The organism is Pseudomonas syringae group sp. J248-6, assembly GCF_032586995.1.
GTDB classification, from domain to species: domain Bacteria; phylum Pseudomonadota; class Gammaproteobacteria; order Pseudomonadales; family Pseudomonadaceae; genus Aquipseudomonas; species Aquipseudomonas amygdali.
In genome coordinates, this window is record NZ_JAWHOP010000001.1 from 338,533 (window position 1) to 357,658 (window position 19,126).

At 59.3% G+C, this 19,126-nt stretch carries 16 protein-coding genes; 4 read left to right on the forward strand and 12 right to left on the reverse strand.

The features are described 5' to 3' along the window. Nucleotides 1-4: 4 nt before the first annotated feature. The gene (locus RYC17_RS01035) at nt 5-1,204 is read right to left on the reverse strand and encodes a XylR family transcriptional regulator (protein WP_316902244.1); all 1,200 of its coding nucleotides are present in this window, start codon (nt 1,202-1,204) and stop codon (nt 5-7) included. Nucleotides 1,205-1,386: 182 nt separating this feature from the next. Between RYC17_RS01035 and xylA the strand changes: the two genes are divergently transcribed. The 4 genes from xylA (at nt 1,387) to RYC17_RS01055 (ending at nt 6,631) form a co-directional block, all read left to right on the forward strand. Further along, a complete protein-coding gene (xylA, locus tag RYC17_RS01040; RefSeq protein WP_316902246.1) occupies nt 1,387-2,703 on the forward strand; it encodes a xylose isomerase in 1,317 nt (438 codons plus the stop codon). A gap of 139 nt (nt 2,704-2,842) precedes the next feature. Then, nucleotides 2,843-3,844, forward strand: a complete 1,002-nt coding sequence (gene xylF, locus RYC17_RS01045; protein WP_054077933.1) for a D-xylose ABC transporter substrate-binding protein — start codon at nt 2,843-2,845, stop codon at nt 3,842-3,844. 93 nt (nt 3,845-3,937) lie between these two features. Continuing rightward, nucleotides 3,938-5,494: a D-xylose ABC transporter ATP-binding protein gene (gene xylG, locus RYC17_RS01050; RefSeq protein WP_316902248.1), complete on the forward strand. Its 1,557-nt coding sequence runs from the start codon at nt 3,938-3,940 to the stop codon at nt 5,492-5,494. Further along, nucleotides 5,495-6,631 carry a sugar ABC transporter permease gene (locus tag RYC17_RS01055; RefSeq protein WP_058408103.1) on the forward strand — a complete coding sequence of 379 codons (1,137 nt, stop codon included), beginning with the start codon at nt 5,495-5,497 and terminating at the stop codon, nt 6,629-6,631. It abuts the gene before it with no gap. A gap of 22 nt (nt 6,632-6,653) precedes the next feature. On the opposite strand, the gene RYC17_RS01060 is transcribed toward RYC17_RS01055, so the two are convergent. The 11 genes from RYC17_RS01060 to RYC17_RS01110 all read right to left on the reverse strand — a co-directional run bounded on the left by RYC17_RS01060 (nt 6,654) and on the right by RYC17_RS01110 (nt 19,107). After that, on the reverse strand, nt 6,654-7,088 hold the full coding sequence (locus RYC17_RS01060) for a RidA family protein (RefSeq protein WP_316902249.1): 435 nt from the start codon (nt 7,086-7,088) through the stop codon (nt 6,654-6,656). 40 nt (nt 7,089-7,128) lie between these two features. Further along, nucleotides 7,129-8,712, reverse strand: a complete 1,584-nt coding sequence (locus tag RYC17_RS01065) for a flavin monoamine oxidase family protein (RefSeq protein ID WP_316902251.1) — start codon at nt 8,710-8,712, stop codon at nt 7,129-7,131. A 22-nt stretch (nt 8,713-8,734) separates the two neighbouring features. Continuing rightward, on the reverse strand, nt 8,735-9,664 hold the full coding sequence (locus RYC17_RS01070; protein WP_005733125.1) for an ABC transporter substrate-binding protein: 930 nt from the start codon (nt 9,662-9,664) through the stop codon (nt 8,735-8,737). 28 nt (nt 9,665-9,692) lie between these two features. Next, nucleotides 9,693-10,478, reverse strand: a complete 786-nt coding sequence (locus tag RYC17_RS01075) for an amino acid ABC transporter ATP-binding protein (protein ID WP_004665212.1) — start codon at nt 10,476-10,478, stop codon at nt 9,693-9,695. Continuing rightward, on the reverse strand, nt 10,471-11,445 hold the full coding sequence (locus RYC17_RS01080; protein ID WP_122259986.1) for an amino acid ABC transporter permease: 975 nt from the start codon (nt 11,443-11,445) through the stop codon (nt 10,471-10,473). Before RYC17_RS01080 ends, RYC17_RS01075 begins: the two co-directional genes overlap by 8 nt. 41 nt (nt 11,446-11,486) lie before the next feature. Next, nucleotides 11,487-13,937: a TonB-dependent receptor gene (locus RYC17_RS01085; protein WP_316902254.1), complete on the reverse strand. Its 2,451-nt coding sequence runs from the start codon at nt 13,935-13,937 to the stop codon at nt 11,487-11,489. Between the two features lie 532 nt (nt 13,938-14,469). Next, nucleotides 14,470-15,138, reverse strand: coding sequence for a DUF3313 domain-containing protein (locus tag RYC17_RS01090; protein WP_002553358.1), 669 nt, complete (start codon nt 15,136-15,138; stop codon nt 14,470-14,472). A 431-nt stretch (nt 15,139-15,569) separates the two neighbouring features. After that, nucleotides 15,570-16,406: a sugar phosphate isomerase/epimerase family protein gene (locus RYC17_RS01095; protein WP_005732041.1), complete on the reverse strand. Its 837-nt coding sequence runs from the start codon at nt 16,404-16,406 to the stop codon at nt 15,570-15,572. Between the two features lies 1 nt (nt 16,407). Beyond that, nucleotides 16,408-17,640: an NAD(P)/FAD-dependent oxidoreductase gene (locus tag RYC17_RS01100; RefSeq protein WP_316902257.1), complete on the reverse strand. Its 1,233-nt coding sequence runs from the start codon at nt 17,638-17,640 to the stop codon at nt 16,408-16,410. A gap of 18 nt (nt 17,641-17,658) precedes the next feature. Continuing rightward, nucleotides 17,659-17,979: a MocE family 2Fe-2S type ferredoxin gene (locus RYC17_RS01105; protein WP_002553354.1), complete on the reverse strand. Its 321-nt coding sequence runs from the start codon at nt 17,977-17,979 to the stop codon at nt 17,659-17,661. Between the two features lie 36 nt (nt 17,980-18,015). Next, entirely contained in the window at nt 18,016-19,107 is a 1,092-nt protein-coding gene (locus RYC17_RS01110) for a fatty acid desaturase family protein (RefSeq protein ID WP_316902259.1), read from the reverse strand. Nucleotides 19,108-19,126: the final 19 nt, after the last annotated feature.

The window sequence follows — 19,126 nt, forward strand, 5'->3', positions numbered from 1 at the left end:
CTTGTCAGGCAACCGTGCATTGCACTGCCGCATTGACACCTTGCAGGTACTCTCGCGGCGTGCAACCAAATTCCCGGCGAAAGACCGTATGCAGGTATTGCGCCGACCGGAAACCACAATCGCGTGCGATGTCGGCAATTGCGCAGTCCGTATTTTGCAGCCCGTGTGCGGCAGCGGCCAATTTGAAACGCAGGATCTCGTCATGCACGCTACAGCCCCGCACCCGGCGAAAATGCGCTTCCAGCGACGAGCGCGAAACGCCCACGTACGCGGCTACCTGTGCGGTCTTGATGCCTTGGCACGCGTACTGCCGGATAAACAGCAACGCCTGCATGACATAGGGGTCCCCCAACGGTTGATGCAGACTCGAAGCCTGTACGTTGACAGCGTCCGGCGGTATCAGAATGTGGGTGCCGGAAGACGGCATGCCATGCAACATCTGGTGCAGCAGGCGCGCGGCGGTTCGGCCCATTGTGTCGGTGCCTTGAACCACCGAGCTCAGCGGTACACGCGTGAGGGTTCTGGTCAACGGATCGTTGTCGATGCCGATCAGCGCCACTTGTTCAGGCACGGCAATTCCGGCAGTCAGGCAGGCCTGCAACAACTGACGGGCGCGGGCATCTGTCACGGCAATAATGCCGATAGGCTTGGGCAGGCTTTGCAGCCAGGCGATCTGCTGTTCCACAGCGCTGTCCCAGAGCGGTGCACTGGTGCCCAGGCCGCGATAAACCTCGGCGTGCAGGCCGTCGCGCTGCAGCAGTCGACGAAAGGCCTGCTCGCGCTCCTGCGCCCAGCGATTGGCCTGAGCCTCAGGCAGACTGAAGCAGGCAAAGCGGGTCAGCCCGGCCACTATCAAATGCTCGTAGGCGGCCTTGATCAAGGCGTGGTTGTCGGTCGCGACATAGGGAATGCCCTTCGGGTAGGCGCGCTCATCCTGATAGGAACCGCCAACCGCCACCACCGGCAGCCTGATGCCGGCCAATGCCTCACCAATCAGCGGGTCGTCGAAGTCGGCAATGATCCCGTCACCCTGCCAACGCTCGATGCCTTTCAAGCGACAGAGAAAATCTTCCTCCAGAAACAGATCCCAGGACACCCGGGTACTGCTTAGGTAGTTGCCGATGCCGCTGATGATGCCGCGGTCATAGATTTTGCTGCCGTTGAACAAAAGTGCAATACGGTGAACGGGGGGTACGGTTTTCATTATTTTTATGCCGGTTTTTTATATTGATTCGATAAGCACTACATCGCTCAACACAGACTAGGCCCGCAAAGGACCAATCTCAATACTCAAAATCGCACTGCGCGTTGACGATTTTCATAATCAGCAGGCCTGGGGCCGTTGCTAGTATCGAGGCATCGCCAAGAACAATAAGGAAAACGCAGATGCCGTACTTCCCCGCCGTCGACAAGGTTCGCTACGAAGGCCCTGACAGCGACTCGCCCCTTGCCTTTCGTCACTACGATGCCGACAAACTGATTCTCGGCAAACCCATGCGCGAGCATTTGCGCATGGCGGCCTGTTACTGGCACACGTTCGTCTGGCCGGGCGCCGACATGTTTGGTGTCGGCACTTTCAAGCGTCCATGGCAAGGTTCCGGGGACCCGCTGGAACTGGCTATCGGCAAGGCTGAAGCAGCTTTCGAGTTTTTCTCCAAACTCGGCATCGACTACTACAGCTTCCATGACACCGACGTGGCACCGGAAGGCAGCTCGCTCAAGGAGTATCGCAACAACTTCGCGCAGATGATTGATCAGCTGGAACATCATCAGGGGCAAACCGGGATCAAGCTGCTGTGGGGCACCGCTAACTGTTTCAGCAACCCGCGCTTTGCCGCAGGGGCCGCCAGCAACCCGGACCCTGAAGTATTTGCCTACGCCGCGACTCAGGTGTTCAGTGCCATGAACGCCACCCAGCGACTCAAGGGGGCCAACTACGTCCTGTGGGGCGGTCGTGAAGGCTACGAAACCCTGCTCAACACGGACCTCAGGCAGGAGCGCGAACAGTTGGGCCGCTTCATGCGTATGGTGGTCGAGCACAAACACAAGATTGGCTTCAAAGGCGACTTGCTGATCGAGCCCAAGCCGCAGGAGCCCACCAAGCATCAGTACGATTACGACAGTGCTACGGTGTTCGGTTTTCTGCAGCAGTACGGTCTGGAAAAAGAGATCAAGGTCAACATCGAAGCCAACCACGCGACCCTGGCCGGACACAGCTTCCACCACGAAATTGCCACAGCAGTCTCGCTGGGGATCTTTGGCAGCATCGATGCCAACCGCGGCGACCCGCAGAACGGCTGGGACACTGACCAGTTCCCCAACAGCGTCGAGGAGATGACCCTCGCCACCTACGAGATTCTCAAGGCCGGTGGTTTCACCAATGGCGGCTACAATTTCGATTCCAAGGTCCGTCGTCAGAGCCTCGACGAAGTCGACCTGTTCCACGGCCACGTTGCCGCCATGGACGTGCTCGCCCTGGCGCTGGAGCGCGCAGCGGCGATGGTGCAGAACGATAAGCTTCAGCAGTTCAAGGACCAGCGCTACGCAGGCTGGCAGCAGCCTTTCGGAAAGTCGTTGCTGGCGGGTGAATTCAGCCTCGAGTCGCTTGCAAACCATGCATTCGACAACGAACTGAACCCACAAGCCGTCAGCGGCCGGCAGGAATTGCTGGAAGGAGTGGTCAACCGCTTTATCTACTCCTGAAGCAAGGCTGAACGGACGCCGCAGTGACATTCTCAAGACAAATCTGTGCCCGCGGCGTCCGACAACGTTTTACAGTTGCACCGGCATTACGCTGCACATCATGAAGTGTCTTTCGAACAACAATAAAAGGACGCACCCTATGAACACCCTGAAACGCACGCTGCTTGCCAGCGCTCTGGCCTTGCTGTCCCTGCCGGTCATGGCCGACTCCGCCCACCCGAAAATCGGTTTTTCCATCGATGACCTGCGTCTGGAACGCTGGTCACGCGACCGTGATTACTTCGTTGCGGCAGCGGAGAAACTGGACGCCAAGGTCTACGTACAGTCGGCGGATGCCAACGAGCAGAAACAGATATCGCAGATCGAAAACCTCATCTCTCGCGGCGTCGATGTGCTTGTCATCGTGCCGTTCAACGCCACCGTGCTGACCAACGCCGTTGCCGAAGCCAAGAAGGCCGGGATCAAAGTGGTGTCTTATGACCGGCTGATCCTCAACGCCGACATCGACGCTTACATCTCCTTCGATAACGAAAAGGTCGGCGAAATGCAGGCCGGCGGCGTACTGAAAGCAGCGCCCAAGGGCAACTACTTTTTGCTGGGCGGAGCCCCCACTGACAACAACGCCAAGATTCTGCGCGAAGGTCAGATGAAGGTGCTGCAGCCAGCCATCGACAAGGGCGATATCAAAATCGTCGGCCAACAGTGGGTGAAGGAATGGAACCCCACTGAAGCCCTGAGCATTGTTGAAAATGCCCTGACCCGAAATAACAACAAGATCGATGGCATCGTTGCTTCCAACGACGCCACCGCCGGGGGCGCGATTCAGGCGCTGGCCGCACAGAAACTGGCCGGCAAAGTGCCTATCTCGGGGCAGGATGCGGACCTGGCGGCGGTCAAGCGGGTCATTGATGGCACCCAGACCATGACCGTCTACAAGCCGCTGAAGCTGATTGCCAGCGAAGCCGCCAAACTGTCGGTGCAACTGGTGCGCAACGAGAAGCCTGCCTTTACCGCGCAGTACGACAATGGCAGCAAGAAAGTCGACACCATCCTGCTGACCCCGACACCGTTGACCAAGGACAACATCGACCTGCTGGAGAAAGACGGGTTCTACACCAAGGCGCAGATGGGCGGCCAGTGAGCTATCGATAATCAGTCGATAGAAAGCCTGGGCCTGTGCAGAACGGCTGCGCAGGCTCAGGCACGCCCTTGGATCCCCGTGTGAGCCTGTGCCATGTCCGACTATCTGTTGCAAATGAACGGCATCGTCAAAACCTTTGACGGCGTCAAAGCCCTGAACGGCATTGACATAAAGGTCCGGCCCGGTGAATGCGTCGGCCTGTGCGGCGAAAACGGCGCGGGCAAGTCCACGCTGATGAAGGTGCTGTCAGCGGTTTACCCTTACGGCACCTGGGACGGCGAGATTCTCTGGGACGGCACCCCCCTTAAGGCGCAGTCAATCAGCGAAACGGAAGCAGCCGGTATCGTCATCATTCATCAGGAACTCACGCTGGTGCCTGACCTGTCGGTGGCCGAAAACATCTTCATGGGTCATGAACTGACGCTCCCGGGTGGGCGCATGAACTACCCGGCAATGATCCATCGCGCCGAAGTGTTGATGCGTGAGCTCAAAGTGCCAGACATGAACGTGGCACTGCCGGTTTCCCAGTACGGCGGCGGTTATCAGCAACTGGTGGAAATCGCCAAGGCACTGAACAAGAAGGCGCGCCTGTTGATCCTCGACGAGCCGTCCTCGGCCCTGACCCGCTCGGAAATCGAGGTGCTGCTGGACATCATTCGTGACCTGAAAGCCAAGGGCGTGGCGTGCGTGTACATTTCGCACAAACTCGATGAAGTGGCGGCCGTGTGCGACACCATTTCGGTGATCCGCGATGGCAAGCATATCGCCACCACCGCCATGTCGGGCATGGACATCCCGAAGATCATCACCCAGATGGTCGGTCGCGAAATGAGCAACCTTTACCCCACCGAACCCCACGAGATCGGCGAGGTGATTTTCGAGGCGCGAAACATTACCTGTTACGACGTCGATAACCCCGGACGCAAACGGGTCGACGACATTTCGTTTGCTCTCAAGCGCGGGGAAATTCTCGGTATTGCCGGGCTGGTAGGCGCGGGTCGCACCGAACTGGTGTCCGCGCTGTTCGGTGCCTACCCGGGCCGATATACCGGTGAAGTGTGGCTGGACGGCCAGCCTGTCGACACGCGCACGCCGCTCAAATCAATCCGCGCCGGCCTGTGCATGGTCCCGGAAGACCGTAAGCGTCAGGGCATTATTCCGGACCTGGGCGTTGGTCAGAACATCACCCTCGCGGTCCTCGACAGCTACTCGAACATGACCCGCATCGACGCCGAAGCCGAGCTGGGCAGTATCGACCGGGAAATCTCGCGCATGCACCTCAAGACGGCCAGCCCGTTCCTGCCGATCACCAGCCTGTCCGGTGGCAATCAGCAGAAAGCAGTGCTGGCGAAGATGCTGCTGACCCGCCCGCGCGTTCTGATCCTCGACGAACCGACCCGCGGCGTCGATGTGGGTGCCAAGTACGAGATCTACAAGCTGATGGGCGCGCTGGCGGCCGAAGGTGTGTCGATCATCATGGTCTCTTCGGAACTGGCCGAAGTGCTGGGCGTGTCCGACCGTGTGCTGGTGATTGGCGAAGGCCAGTTGCGCGGCGACTTCATCAACCATGAACTGACTCAGGAACAGGTACTCGCCGCAGCCCTCAGCCACCCCGATGCCCCTGACAATAATGCCCGGAAGACCGCATAGATGAACCAGGTCAAACAGTTCTTCACCCGCTACAAAATGCTTGCGCTGGTGATTGCCATCGCGGTTATCTGGCTGTTCTTCAGTTGGCAGACCGACGGCGGGTTTCTGACCCCGCGCAACCTTTCCAACCTGCTGCGGCAGATGTCCATCACCGGCATTCTGGCGTGTGGCATGGTGCTGGTCATCATCAGTGGCGAGATCGACCTGTCGGTGGGTTCATTGCTGGGCCTGCTCGGTGGCCTGGCGGCGATTCTCGATGTGGTCTACCACGTGCCGCTGCTGGCAAACCTGAGCGTGGTTGCGCTATGCGGGCTGATGATTGGCCTGGCCAACGGCTACATGACGGCCTACCTGCGCATTCCCTCCTTTATTGTCGGGCTGGGCGGTATGTTGGCCTTTCGCGGCATTCTGCTGGGGATCACCGGTGGTACGACCATCGCCCCGGTATCGCCTTCGCTGGTCTACGTTGGCCAAGGGTATTTACCGCACTCTGTCGGTACAGGGCTTGGCGTACTGTTGCTGGCGCTGACGCTGTTCCTGACCTGGAAACAACGGCGCAACAGAGCCCTGCACGGGCTGGCGGCACATTCGATGATCCGTGATGTGTTACGCGTGGTATTGATCGGCGCTGTGTTGGGCGGGTTTGTCTATGTACTCAACAGCTACGACGGAATCCCCGTTCCGGTATTGCTGTTGCTGGTCCTGCTCGGTGTGTTCAGTTATGTCACCAGCCAGACGGTTTTCGGACGGCGCGTCTATGCGGTGGGCAGCAACATGGAAGCCACGCGGTTATCCGGCATCAACGTACAGGCCGTAAAACTGTGGATCTTCGGCATCATGGGCGTCATGTGTGCCTTCGCCGGGCTGGTCAATACCGCACGCCTGGCTGCAGGCTCGCCCTCGGCCGGCAACATGGGCGAACTGGACGCCATTGCCGCCTGTTTTATCGGCGGCACGTCCATGCGCGGCGGCTCGGGCACTGTCTACGGTGCCCTGCTTGGCGCGCTGGTCATCACCAGTCTCGATAACGGCATGTCCATGCTCGACGTCGACAGTTACTGGCAGATGATCGTCAAGGGCGGCATCCTGGTGCTGGCGGTGTGGGTGGACGTCAGTACCCGGGCCGCACGGCGATAGTCGAGCAACTGGCGGCATTGAATCAAGCGGGTCTGGCCGCGATTGCTTCGACCTCGATCAGCGCACCGGGCAATGGCAGCGCCACTACCTGCAAAGCGGTGCGCGCAGGTTTGAAGGGTTGCTCGGGGGTGCCGAAAAACTGCGTGTAACCGGCCTGCAGTCCCGCAAAATCAAGCTTGCCGCCGGTTTCCTCGGCCCCCACCAGAAACACTCGTAACTGCACGATATCGCCCAGGTCAAGATCCTGTTGCCGGAGGATATTGCGCAGTTTGTTGAACACCGAAACGCTTTGCACTTCAGTGTTGCCATAGGCGGCAGGCGTGTCCGCGGGAGCGTGTGGGTCGGCAAGGTCGGGTAAAGTGCCGCTGATGAACACAAGGCTGGCCGAGGCAGGCACGGTCACGGTTTGCGAGATTGGAAAATCGCCGACGCTGGTACGTTGAATGCTGTCGCTCATGGTGTCTCTCCCCAATAGATGTTGATGCTGAAATAAAGGCTCACGACGCCGCGAGGGCCGCGGTCTGCCGTTGCTGGATGACCCGCTCGGCCAGTTGCCCGACCACATGGCGCGCCGAATTGGCGGCTGATTCCTGCCAGATACCCACGCCGCTCTGCACCAGCCCGTCGCCAGCGAAGTAAACCCGGCCATGAGGTTCATCCAGCAAGGCGCTGGCGTCGGCCGGGAAATGTTCGCGTTGCAGCCACGGGCCTTCGCTGTACGGAATCTGCTCCCAGGACACGGCCAGCGGGTTACGCAGGTGATGCGAGTAACCGGGATGCAGCAGTTCGACCGCTTCTCTGGAGGCGGCGTATTGCGCCTCGAACGGTTTCGCGCCGAACACGTCGGCACCCTCCCCGGTCACGTAACCGGCGACGAGCAGGCCATCGCGGGTGTTCAAGTCATTGCTCGGGTACCACAGCAGGCGCGCCGGATGGTCGATCCAGGACAACCCGCCATAGGTACGGTAATCGGTTTCCCAGAAGCGCGGGGATTGCCACGCCACCTTGGTCGCCTGATCGTTGCGGGTGCTCAGCAAAGCAGCCTTTACCGGATTACTGAAGTCGGTATCCAGCCTGGCCAGCAACGGCAACGGCAGGGTCGACACCAGATAATCGGCGCGTACTACCTGTTCACGGCCACTGTGTCTGTCGTGATAGGTGACCGCCACACCGTCTTCCAGTTGACGAATCTGGCGCACCTGCGCGCCCAGTTGCACCTGTTCAGTGAGACGCTGGTAAAAGGCGTCGGTGATGCGGTCCATACCGCCGACCGGCTGAAACATGGTCGCCGAGAACTCGGGAAACTCAGTGTGCAGCAGCGCGCCCCACAGCTCGGGATGCAGCAGGCGCTCCAGCCCTACCGGCTGCGCACTGGTCGGCAATGCCCCCGGATGCGAGAGCGACTCCTGATGTCCGGAACGCAGGCTGCCCTCATAAGCCAGTTCCTGCGAGAGGTCGCCATACACCTGCAAAAACGCTAACAGGCGCTGACGCTCTTCGCCGCTCAACACATCGTCCAGAGCATCGCGCTGCACCGCCGTGGCCAGTAGACCCGAGAGGTGGCCGCGGGCGTCGTTGATAGCCTGGCCGACAGTGAACGCGGGCTGTTGCAGGTCCGGACGGACCTGAGCGCCATGGCTGCTGTTGACCAGCACTTCAAGCGGCACCCCCAGCTCGCTGCAATAGTCGAGCAGCGTGCGGTGCTGGCTGGGAATCCGCGCTGGCCCGGCATTGAAATACAGCCCGGGATCAAAGCCCACGGTCTGCGTGCGACCGTCCTTGTAGTCCACCTGATCGCCGCTGCGCAACGTCCAGTTGCGGCCGCCCACTCGATCACGGGCCTCCAGCACTTGCACAGTAAACCCTGCCCGCGTCAATTCCAGCGCAGTCACCAGCCCGGCGATTCCGGCACCCAGCACCAGTACGCGAGTGCCCTGCCCCAGCCCGTCTCCGAGTTTCAGAGGTTTTGGCCGCCGGTGTGATGAAGGCCCCAGCCCCAGTACCGCAAGCGCGTCCTTGACGGCTTTTTCGCCACCTACCGCAGCAATGCTGGAAAGTGCTTCACGTCGTGTCAGTCCCATATCATTTGCTCCCTTGAAGGCCTCAATCCGGTAAGCCGGGCGGGTTGATCAGCGACTTGTCGACGCGCTCCACATCCAGGCCCCAGCGCTGCAACACTTGCTCGTACTGCCCGCCGGCAATCGCGCCTTCAAGGGCGGTATGAATCGGTTTGACCAGACCGTTGTCCTTGCGCGTGGTCACGGCGATATCAGCCTGCAGTGGCCAGCCGCCGTTAACCGTGCCGACCCGCTTGATGCCTCCGGTGATGGCGGCCGAGTAGGCATACACCGAATTGGGCCCGAACAGCGCATCACTGCGCCCCGACTGAATGGCAAGCTGCGCAGCCGCCTGATCATCGAAATACTGCAACAGCGCAGGCTTGATACCAGCCTTTTCGTTAGCCTCGTTCCACGCCAACAGGACCTTTTCCTGATTGGTGCCGGAGCCGACGATGATCTTCAGCCCCGCGATGTCCGACGCCTGTTTTATCTCGCTGATTTTGCTGTTGGTCTTGACATAGAAGCCCAGGACATCCTGGCGGTAGGTGGCGAAATCGAAGCGTTTCTTGCGCGCTTCGGTCACGGTGACGTTACTGATGACTGCGTCGTATTTGCCCGAACTGACGCCCAGTGGCCAGTCCTCCCAACTGGTCTGCACCACGTTCAATTGCAGGCCCAGGCTGTCCGCCACCAGTTGCGCGGTGTCGGCCTCGCTGCCGATGGTGGTCTTGTCATCATTGGCCAGCAGCGCCAGGGGCGGCCCCGCCACACCGGAGACGGCCACGGTGAACTTGCCTGGCTGGGCAAACTTGAAGCCCGCCGGGATCTGCGCAATGGCCGCTTCGTTACGCGGTACATGAATGCGTTGCCGGTCAGGACTGAGGTCGACCGGTTGCGCGGTGGAAGCAAAAGCACTTTGCGCCACGCTGACGGCTATCGTCAGCAGGGCTACGCGGGCGGTATTCACTAGCATCAGCAATCACTCCTTGAAAGCGGGAAATTCACAGCACCTTGCCGAGAAAGGCAGCGGTGCGAGGGTGTCGGGGATGGTGGAAAACCTGTTCCGGCGGCCCTTGCTCAATCAACTGGCCATCGCACAGAAACACCACGTGATCCGCCACTTCCCGGGCAAAACCGATCTCGTGGGTCACTACCACCAGCGTGACCCCCAGTTGCGTGAGCCCTTTGATGACATCCAGCACCTCGCCGACCAGCTCGGGGTCGAGGGCTGAGGTAGGTTCATCAAACAGCAGCACCTTGGGGTCCAGCGCCAACGCACGGGCAATGGCGACGCGCTGTTGCTGGCCCCCGGAAAGCTGGCGTGGGTAAGCGTCCACCTTGTCTGCCAGGCCAACCCTGGCCAGCAATTCACCTGCTCTTGCCTGCGCCTCGGCCTTGCTCCAGCGTTTATGGGCCAACGGTGCTTCAGCAATGTTTTCCCAGGCGGTGAGGTGCGGGAACAGGTTGAAATTCTGAAACACGAAGCCGACCTCGATGCGCCGCTTGAGGATTTCACGCTCCTTGAGCTCATAGAGCAGATCACCCTTGCGCCGATAACCAACGTAGTCGCCGTCGATGGTGATGTAACCGCTGTCGATCTTTTCCAGGTGGTTGATGGTGCGCAACAGCGTGGACTTGCCCGAGCCGGACGGCCCGAGAATCACCGTGACCTTGCCCGGCTCAATGCTCAGATCAATGTCCTTGAGCACCTGCTGGCTGCCAAAGCGTTTGCCCACGCCCTGGATCTGAATGCGCCCTGCGCGCACGGGTGCAGAGGCTTCACTCATGATGCTTCTCCTTCAACCAGCCGCGCACTCGCTGCAAGGGCGTGGGCGGCAAAACACGCGCCGTGCCACGAGCAAAGTGTCGCTCGACGTAGTACTGCGCGCTGGTCAACAGCGTGGTGATGATCAGGTACCAGACGGTGGCAACAATCAGCAGCGGAATCACCGCCTGGGTACGGTTGTAGATGACCTGCACGGTGTAAAACAGCTCTGGCAAGGCCAGCACGTAAACAATGGAAGTGCCTTTGACCAGGCCGATGATTTCGTTGAAGCCCGAAGGCAGGATCGAGCGCAGTGCCTGGGGCAGAATGATGCGGAAAACCCGACGCGAAGCCGGCAAGCCGAGGGCTGCAGCGGCTTCATGCTGGCCAGCATCGACACCGATCAGCCCGCCACGAATGATTTCTGCGGTATACGCCGCCTGCATCAGGCTCAAGCCCAGGACCGCCACGGTGAATTGACTGAGCACGTCGACCGTTGACCATTCGGCGAAGACCAGATCGGTAAACGGCACACCCAGTACGATGTGGTCGTACAGGTAGGCGAAATTGTAGAGAATGATCAACACCAGCAGCGCCGGCATCGAGCGGAAAAACCAGATGTAGCCCCAGGCCAGCGCCGCCAGCAGCGGTGAGCCCGACAGGCGTGCCAGCGCCAGCGCCGTGCCGAGAACGATGCCAAACACGGTGCTGAGCAGTGTCAGCAGCAACGTCTGGGCCAGGCCGCGCAGCACTGACGGCGAGAAGAACCATTGCCCGAACACGCCCCACTCCCAGCGCGGATTGGTCGCCAGCGAATGCACGATGGCGACCAGCACCAGTGCAGCGAATATCGACCCCACCCAGCGACCGGGATGCCGGGCGGGTACTACTTGCAATGCCTTGATCGGTGGTTGTGCTACCCGGCTCTGGCGCAGCGGGTAACGGCTGGTCTCGTCGATGAAGTCATAGGGTTTGGCGACAGTGGGCATGCTTGTTCCTCGCACTCAATGGGGGTTTTCAGGTGCTGGCCTTAAAAGGCGTAAGTCAGCCGGGTGTAGTAGTAACCGCCGGTAAAACCGTAGGGCGAATAGGTGCCGTAACTGCTGACCATGGTGCTGCTGGGAACCCCCTGTTTCTTTGGATAGATGTCGAACAGGTTCTTTGCGCCGATGGCAACGTTGAGGTTTTTGCTGAGGTTGTAGCCGAGGTCCAGATCGGTGATCCACTTGGCGCTGTACACCCGGTCCAGATCGCGATTGGCTGAGGAGTTGACCTCTTTGTAGGAACCGTAACGGGTCAGCGCCAGGTTCAGGTTGAAGCGCTCGATGCTCCAGTCGCCGCCCAGAATCAGTTTGGTACGCGGCTGCACGCCGGTAATCAGATTGCGCGCTTCGCGGTCCATCAGCTCATAGGAAGTACCGAGGATCGAGGTGGATTCCTTGTAGCTGAGGATCTTTGTCTGATTCCAGTTGAACGCCGCCGTCCACTTCACTAACCCGTACTGCCCAAGGTCCTGACGGTAGTTGCTGACCAGATCCAGCCCCTTGGTGCGGGTGTCGGCACCGTTGATGAAATACTGGCCGCCCGACGTCGAATCGATGCCGTTGTTGAGCAGCACCTGAGTGACTTCATCACCCAGCAGGGTGCCGGTCAGGGTGATGCGGTCACGCAGATTGATCACGTAGGCATCGGCGGTCAGGGTCAACTGATCGGTAGGCGTCAGGGTGAAACCGAGGCTGAAATTGGTGGAGCGCTCCGGCTTGAGGTCCTCGGCACCCAACGCTCTGGCGGCACCCGAGCCGGTCGGCAGTACGCCGTAATTGATCGACTGATACACGCCGTCCACCACGCCGTAAGTGGTCGAACGTGCACTGAATAGACTGTTGGCCAGGGATGGCGCACGAAAGCCATTGCTGACGGTGGCGCGAACGGCGAACTGCGGGGTGAAGTCGTAGCGTGTGGTCAACTTGCCGCTGCGGGTCGCGCCCACACCTTGGTTGTAATGTTCATAGCGCAGTGCGCTGCCGACATACCAGTCAGGCACAGGGTTGAAGCCTACGTCGACATAACTGGCGACACTGTTGCGCGAGGCGCTGCTTTCTTCATCCGGCGAAATGCCGTTGGTGACCTGCGCACCTGACGATGCACAGTTGCCCGGTGCGACGCAGTAACCACCGTTGGCATAGGATTCATAGTCGCCCGCCTGCACCTCATACGTGTCGCGTCGATGTTCAAGGCCGTAGGACACGTCGAGGGGCTTTTGCAGGCCGATGTCAAAGCCGCGCTTGAAGTCCAGATTGGTGGTCAGCTCGGTGGAAATCCACGTTCCTGATGTGAAGCTGTTGGGCGTGGCCTCACCCAGCGACGGGTTCTGGTTATGCGTGGTGCCCTGCTCCGCCTCGTTGCGCCCGTAAGTGCTGGACAGATCCCAGTCCCATTCACCAAGCGTGCCTTTGCCACCAAACGCAGCCTGAAAATCGTCTTCGTCGATGTACCAGGTCGGTGTGTATCCCGCCGGATAACCATTGGGCCCGGTGGTGATCGTATTGGTAATGGTCGGCAGGCGAAAATTCTGCCCCTGCTCGGCCTTGCGACGCGAATAGGTGGTGAAGGAATACAGGCTGAAACTGTCATCGATCGGCAGCTCGGCGTTGTAACCCAGGGTCAGCAGATTGGTCTTCGGCGTGCCGTAACCGCCGTACGTGGACTTGCCCGCCAGGTCGTAGGCTTGTTCGTAGCTGTAGCCATTGGCGCTGGCCTTGTTGTCGTCATTCTGGCTGCGGGCGTCCAGCGCCAGTTGCACGATACCGCCGTCGCCAATCTCGAAGCCTTTATTGAGGCTTTGCTGCACGGTCTGCTTCTTGCCGTCATAGCCGAGCCCGGCGTTGGTCACCGACATGCCGCTGGTGTCGGCCTTGAGAATGACGTTGATCACCCCGGCAATGGCATCGGAGCCATATTGAGCCGCGGCACCGTCACGCAGCACTTCTACATGATCGATGGCGCTGATCGGGATCAGATCGAGGTCTGCCGGCGCAGCGCCGGTGTTGATGCCGTTGATATTAAGAGTCGCGCTGGTATGGCGGCGTTTGCCGTTGACCAACACCAGCACCTCGGCGGCACTCAAACCACGCAAGTTGGGCGCACGGGCAATGCCGCTGGCGTCCCAACCGGTTTTTTCCGGCAGTGTCAGAGATGGGATGACCGCGCTCAATGCCTCCATCAGGCCGGGCTTGCCGGTGCTCTGTAATTGTTTGGCACTGACCACATCGATCGGCACCGGGCTGCTGGTCACGGTGCGCTGCTCGGCACCACGATTACCGGTGACTACCACGGTGGACAAGGTGCGACGCTCATCCTCGGAGGTTTTTTCCTCGGCCTGAATCGTCCCTGACAGCAACACGCTCCCTATCGCCAACGCCAGCGGGCAGAAACCCGGCGCAACAGACAACGCTCGGGCACGGTGTAAGGCTTGCTTCATATCCACTCCAGACATGGCCGTCATTGAAGCCATGCATGCAAATCGCAAAGTCGGGCGCTCCTGCTGTCGTCGGGACAGCGCGGTACGCACGTTTCAGGCTGTGCAGGTAAAACCTGCGCGATGAGCTAGCGGTGGGGTGAGAAGCCGGTTGGCGGCAGAAGTGTCGCGCAGCGCCTGGTAACGACAGGGCGAGAGGAATAAAGCCAGTGGCAGGCTTGAACAGGCAACATACGTCGAACTCCCTTCCAACGATTCTGCTTGAGGGGAATGGTTTATCCCTCGGTCATGGCGCACTCGACGGCGGCCTGAAGCGCAGAATCCCGATAACGATTGGTACCATCCGAGGTAAGGGGTAGGCTGTTGAAACCAAACATAACGGAATCAATTTCGAAAATATAATTCTATTTGGTCATAAGCTAATATTATTATTTTTGATTTATATTTATTTTATTATTCATAAATAGCATTTCAGTTCTCAGGTGTTCGACTGACAGGAAGACCCGGCTATGAGGCCGGGCTTCCCAAGGCTGCTCTACTTTGAGAGCAACAGCTCGACCAGCTCATCTGCGCCTCTGGAAATGCCGGCCTGCGCCGCCGACAAGCGCCCGAAGGTCGAGCTTATGTCATAAACCTTAGGGTATTGCCGAGTGACATAGGACTCCAGAAGCTGCGAAGTGGACGCATCGTAGATCTCGACGGCATAGCTGACGGACCCCGTAAACGTACCTTCACGGTCTCTGGAGGCCTGAACGAGGTTATATGACCCCATGCCGATATCGAATCGGGAGAATGTAGACAGCCCGGTAACAGTGGTCTCGGCCCCGGTCAGGGTGAGGCGAATGCGCATTGTCCCGCGTGAAGGTGTGTCGGTGAACCGGAAATGCTTGCCCAGGGCTTCAGAGAACCTGACCGTCATGTCGTTGGCCAGGACGGTCTTTTCGTTGCGCTCCAGGTCTGAAAATTGCGCATCCGCTCCCGAGTAGATCACCACAGGCTCAAGCATTACTTTATCGTATTGGTTCCAGTTGACTGACGTCGAGTACTTGAAGGGAATACGACCCGAGCTGTCCTGTTTGTTGGGCCGCATTTCAAGTGATGACTCGATTCCTGAATAAGGCGACGGCTCGTGACTGGCACACCCCGTGACCAGAAAAACCAATAACAACAGCCCGGCCAACTTCATGTTTTTAACGTAGTGCATGCAGAACTCTCCAGCGTGATCAGGTTATTGAAATTCAAGCACTCACCGTCAATCCCCGAGCCCGACTACTATCAGGCACGCACCGTCACGGGCAGTACCTTTGAAGGGCACTGGTAATATCCCGGGACTGTTTATCCAGAAGCACGTTTTCCAGAGGCACTGTATCTCGGAGCACTCTCTTGCCTGATGCAGGGCCATCCATGATCGCGACGTACCGCGTTGCACGGCATTTAATCGATCATCATCAGACTGCTCTGCGAGGCGCTGCCGGACTGTTCTGGATGTGTGTCAGTCTGCAATGAACTGCGAGACCACCAAAACTGTACCGACGTGTATAGTTTTAAACCGTTGGCGATGGGTCGTCAACCTAAAATGTACACATCGGTATGCTTTTGAAGAGTTCACCATTCGCATCAAGTGGGCTGAACCCGTCAGACCCTTGAACGGCAATCATTCCAGATTCCGCGAATCAGATCCTTGAGTAACAGTGCCTCGCTCCAGCGATCTGAAATTTCGCGCCCGTCACTCCCTGTGATTGCATACGGGGGTGGGCCCAGCTCGCACGTGAAAGACAGGCTGGCTGGTTTATTCGGTCGAGCCAGCCAATCTTCAATACCGTAACGCCACCAGGCTGAAAACCGCTCAAGCCAGGGGCGGTGTTGTGCAAAGCTCAAAGGCACCTGCACTTGTTCACTATTGGCTATACGGCCGTGAAAGCCCCAACTATGGCGCAAGATGCTGTGAATGTGCTCGTCGTCCTCGGCCGTCGCCGACTCGGGCAACTCCCGACCTACCACGTAGTGGGACAAATCAGCCAACAGTTTGAGGTCCGGCATCTGCGCCAGCACGTCGAGGGTAAACAACAGATCACTGGTAAGGCGGTAACGGTGAGTTTCCAGCAGAACCGGAAAGTCCACCTGCTCGGCCAGACGCTGCCAGCCCTCGATCAACGTGATCGCCTGGGCCAGCGTCCGCGGACGTGCATCGGCCTGCAGAGTCAGGTGGTGACAACCGTAGCGGCAAGCAACTTCAAGCGCCCTGTCCAGATCGGCTACTGTCTGTGGGAATAGCTGGCCTTCAATCTGTAAGCCACGGGCCTCTGCGGCGGCATGCAGCCGCATGACATCGGGGGCATGCCAGTAATGGTCGGTGATCCCGTCAAAGCCGGCGGCGGCAATTCTGTCCAGTTGCGCCTCGATGGGAACGTCACACTGGCCACGATGGTCCTGCATGGCCCATAGCGACTGAAATACCAGAAATGTGTCCATGTCAGAGCCTCAGCAGTTGTTTGAGCGAACACTCGGGGTCGTTGAGCATGGTGACGCTCAGCGGAGTTCGGGCAACGATCAGGCGCTCACACAGCTTGATATCTTTGGCAACGCTGTTGCCCAGCGCCAGGCCACAGGCCCCCTGCAGTCGTTGTTGCGCATCCAGGTAGAACAGCAACCGCCCACCGCAGGCCAATGCGCGGCTGGCTGAAGGCAGGGGCTGCGTGGTTACACCGACTGTCTGCACGCTCCAGTCGTACTGATCGGACCAGAAGCCGGGCACCTCCTGGAACGGAAGATCGTACCCCAGCATATTCAATGCGCTGTGGCGCCCCTGCGCTTCGGCGTTGCGCCAGGTCTCCTGCCGCTGGTACACCCCCTCGGGGTGCAGGCGATACTCACACACATCACCGGCGGCGAAGATGTCCGGGGCGCTGGTGCGCAGTCGATCGTCGACACGAATCCCTTGCCCCACGGCAAGGCCAGCCGCTACTGCAAGCTCGATGTTCGGCTGCATGCCAACGCCGACAACCACTGCGTCACAAAGCACACTCCGGCCGTCGACCAGCAGCACTGACTCGGCGCGCTCATTGCCTTGCACGCCTTCAAGCACGACATTGAGTTGTACATCGACGCCGTGCTGCCGATGCAAATCCAGCAATGCCCGGGACACTTCTTCAGGCAAGACGCGCCCGGCCAGACGAGGGCCTGCTTCGAGCAACGTCACCTGGCAGCCTAGAGCCCGCGCCGTCGCCGCAACTTCAAGGCCAATGAACCCGGCACCGATGATCACCAGGCGTGAACCGTGGATCAAGGCACCCCGCAACGCCAATGCTTCATCGTGGGTGCGCAGGTAGAAAACATTGCTCAGGTGCCTGGGGATCTGTGCCAGGCAACGCGCCCTGCCCCCGGTCGCCAACAGCAATCGGCTGTAAGGCAACTCATCGCCGTCAGCCAACTGCAGGCGATGACCCTGCGGGTCGAGGCTCTTTACCGGATTGTCGGTCAGATGCTCGATACCCAGCTCAGTGAGGCGCGTGTCCGCACACAGGCTGCAACCGGCCAGGTCCACGGAGCCTCGCAGCACGCCCTTGGACAAAGGTGGACGCTCATACGGCACGTGCGGCTCGGAGCCGATCAGTATCAGTCGGCCGGCGTAACCCTGATCGCGCAAGGTCAGCGCTGCACGGCCACCTGCATGACCCGCGCCAACGATAATCAATGGAGCATTCATGGCATGCACTCCTGATTTTCAGTCACTGACCGCAAGCAAAACCCGCCCGGCTTCGACCCGTACGGCAAAGGTCTTGAGATTGACGCACACGGGTGCTCCCAGGGCTTTGCCATTGCGATAGTCGAAGCGGCCGTTATGTTTAGGGCATTCGATGACGTGATCTATTACCAACCCGTCGGCGAGGTGAATCTTTTCGTGGGTGCACAGGCCCGCCGTGGCGAAAAATTCGTTGTCGGCGGAACGGTATACGGCATAGGTATGCGGGCCGTGATCGAAGCGCATGACGTCTTCTTCATCAATTTCGCCCACGGCGCATACATCAATCCATTGATTGTTCATGGTTTTTCTCTCTCGTTCGGGAACAACCGGAAAGTGTCAGCCGGAGGTCGCTTCAGGCTGGGGACGTGCGGCGGTGGCAGGCGCTGAAGCATGTGACACCTGGCGCTTGATGAAGTAGGTCGGGTCGCGGCGCTGCCTCAGGAGGGTTGGAATAATTTCCTTGAAGGCTTCGCCGAGGCTGGCATAAGGCGGCGGACAGTCGTGGCGGATCTCTTCATGAAGTTGCGCCAACGCGTGATACGGCACCATCGGGTACATATGGTGCTCAAGGTGATAGTTCATGTTCATGTACAGAAAGCGCAGCACGCGGTTCATGTAGATAGTGCGGCAGTTGCTGCGATGATCGAGCACGTCTTCAGCCAGCCCCACATGTTGAGTAAGGCCGAACAGGTAAGACAGCCAGCCGCCATAAAGCATGGGCAAACCGACGTACATGAGGGGTAACCAGCTTTGCAGATACAGTGCCGCAGCAACCACTCCGGCATAAATGGCGAGCCAGATACGCGCGGCCAGAAACACTCTGGGCCATTCGGACACCGGGATGAAATCCTTCTCTTGCTCGCTCATGTGCGCAAAAGCATGTCGGCACACGCCGCCCATTGTTTTGATCAGCAAGGGAATCTGAAACAGGCTCAGGAACATCATCACAAGGCTCGGCGGCCGTGGCTCGACAATTTCCGGGTCGCGACCTACCACGATAGTGTCGGTATGATGCCGCGCATGGCTCCAGCGCCATACATGTGGCTCGAACATGCACATGAAACTGGCCACCTGGTACAACCCGTCATTCATCCACCGGGTCTTGAACGCGGTGCCGTGGCCAGTCTCGTGCCAGCGCGGGTTGGAGGCTGTGGCGTAAAGAACGCCATAAGCCAGGAAGAACGGCACACATGCCCAGGAACCCCAGAACCAGTAGCCGCCAAAACCGCTGACCAGCAGCGCCAGCAACCAAATCGCGGTGTCGAGCAAGGCCGGGCCGTCGCGGCGCTGCATCAATTGTTTCATGCGTTGACGAGAGATGGGCGACTGGTACCACTCGGCAGATACCAGGCCTTTTTCCGCTGCACGGGCAGCTTCGGTGCCGGTCAGGCTATAGTCGCGCTGACAGGCTGCAGTGTCTTGAGGCATTGTTATTATTCTCCGCAAG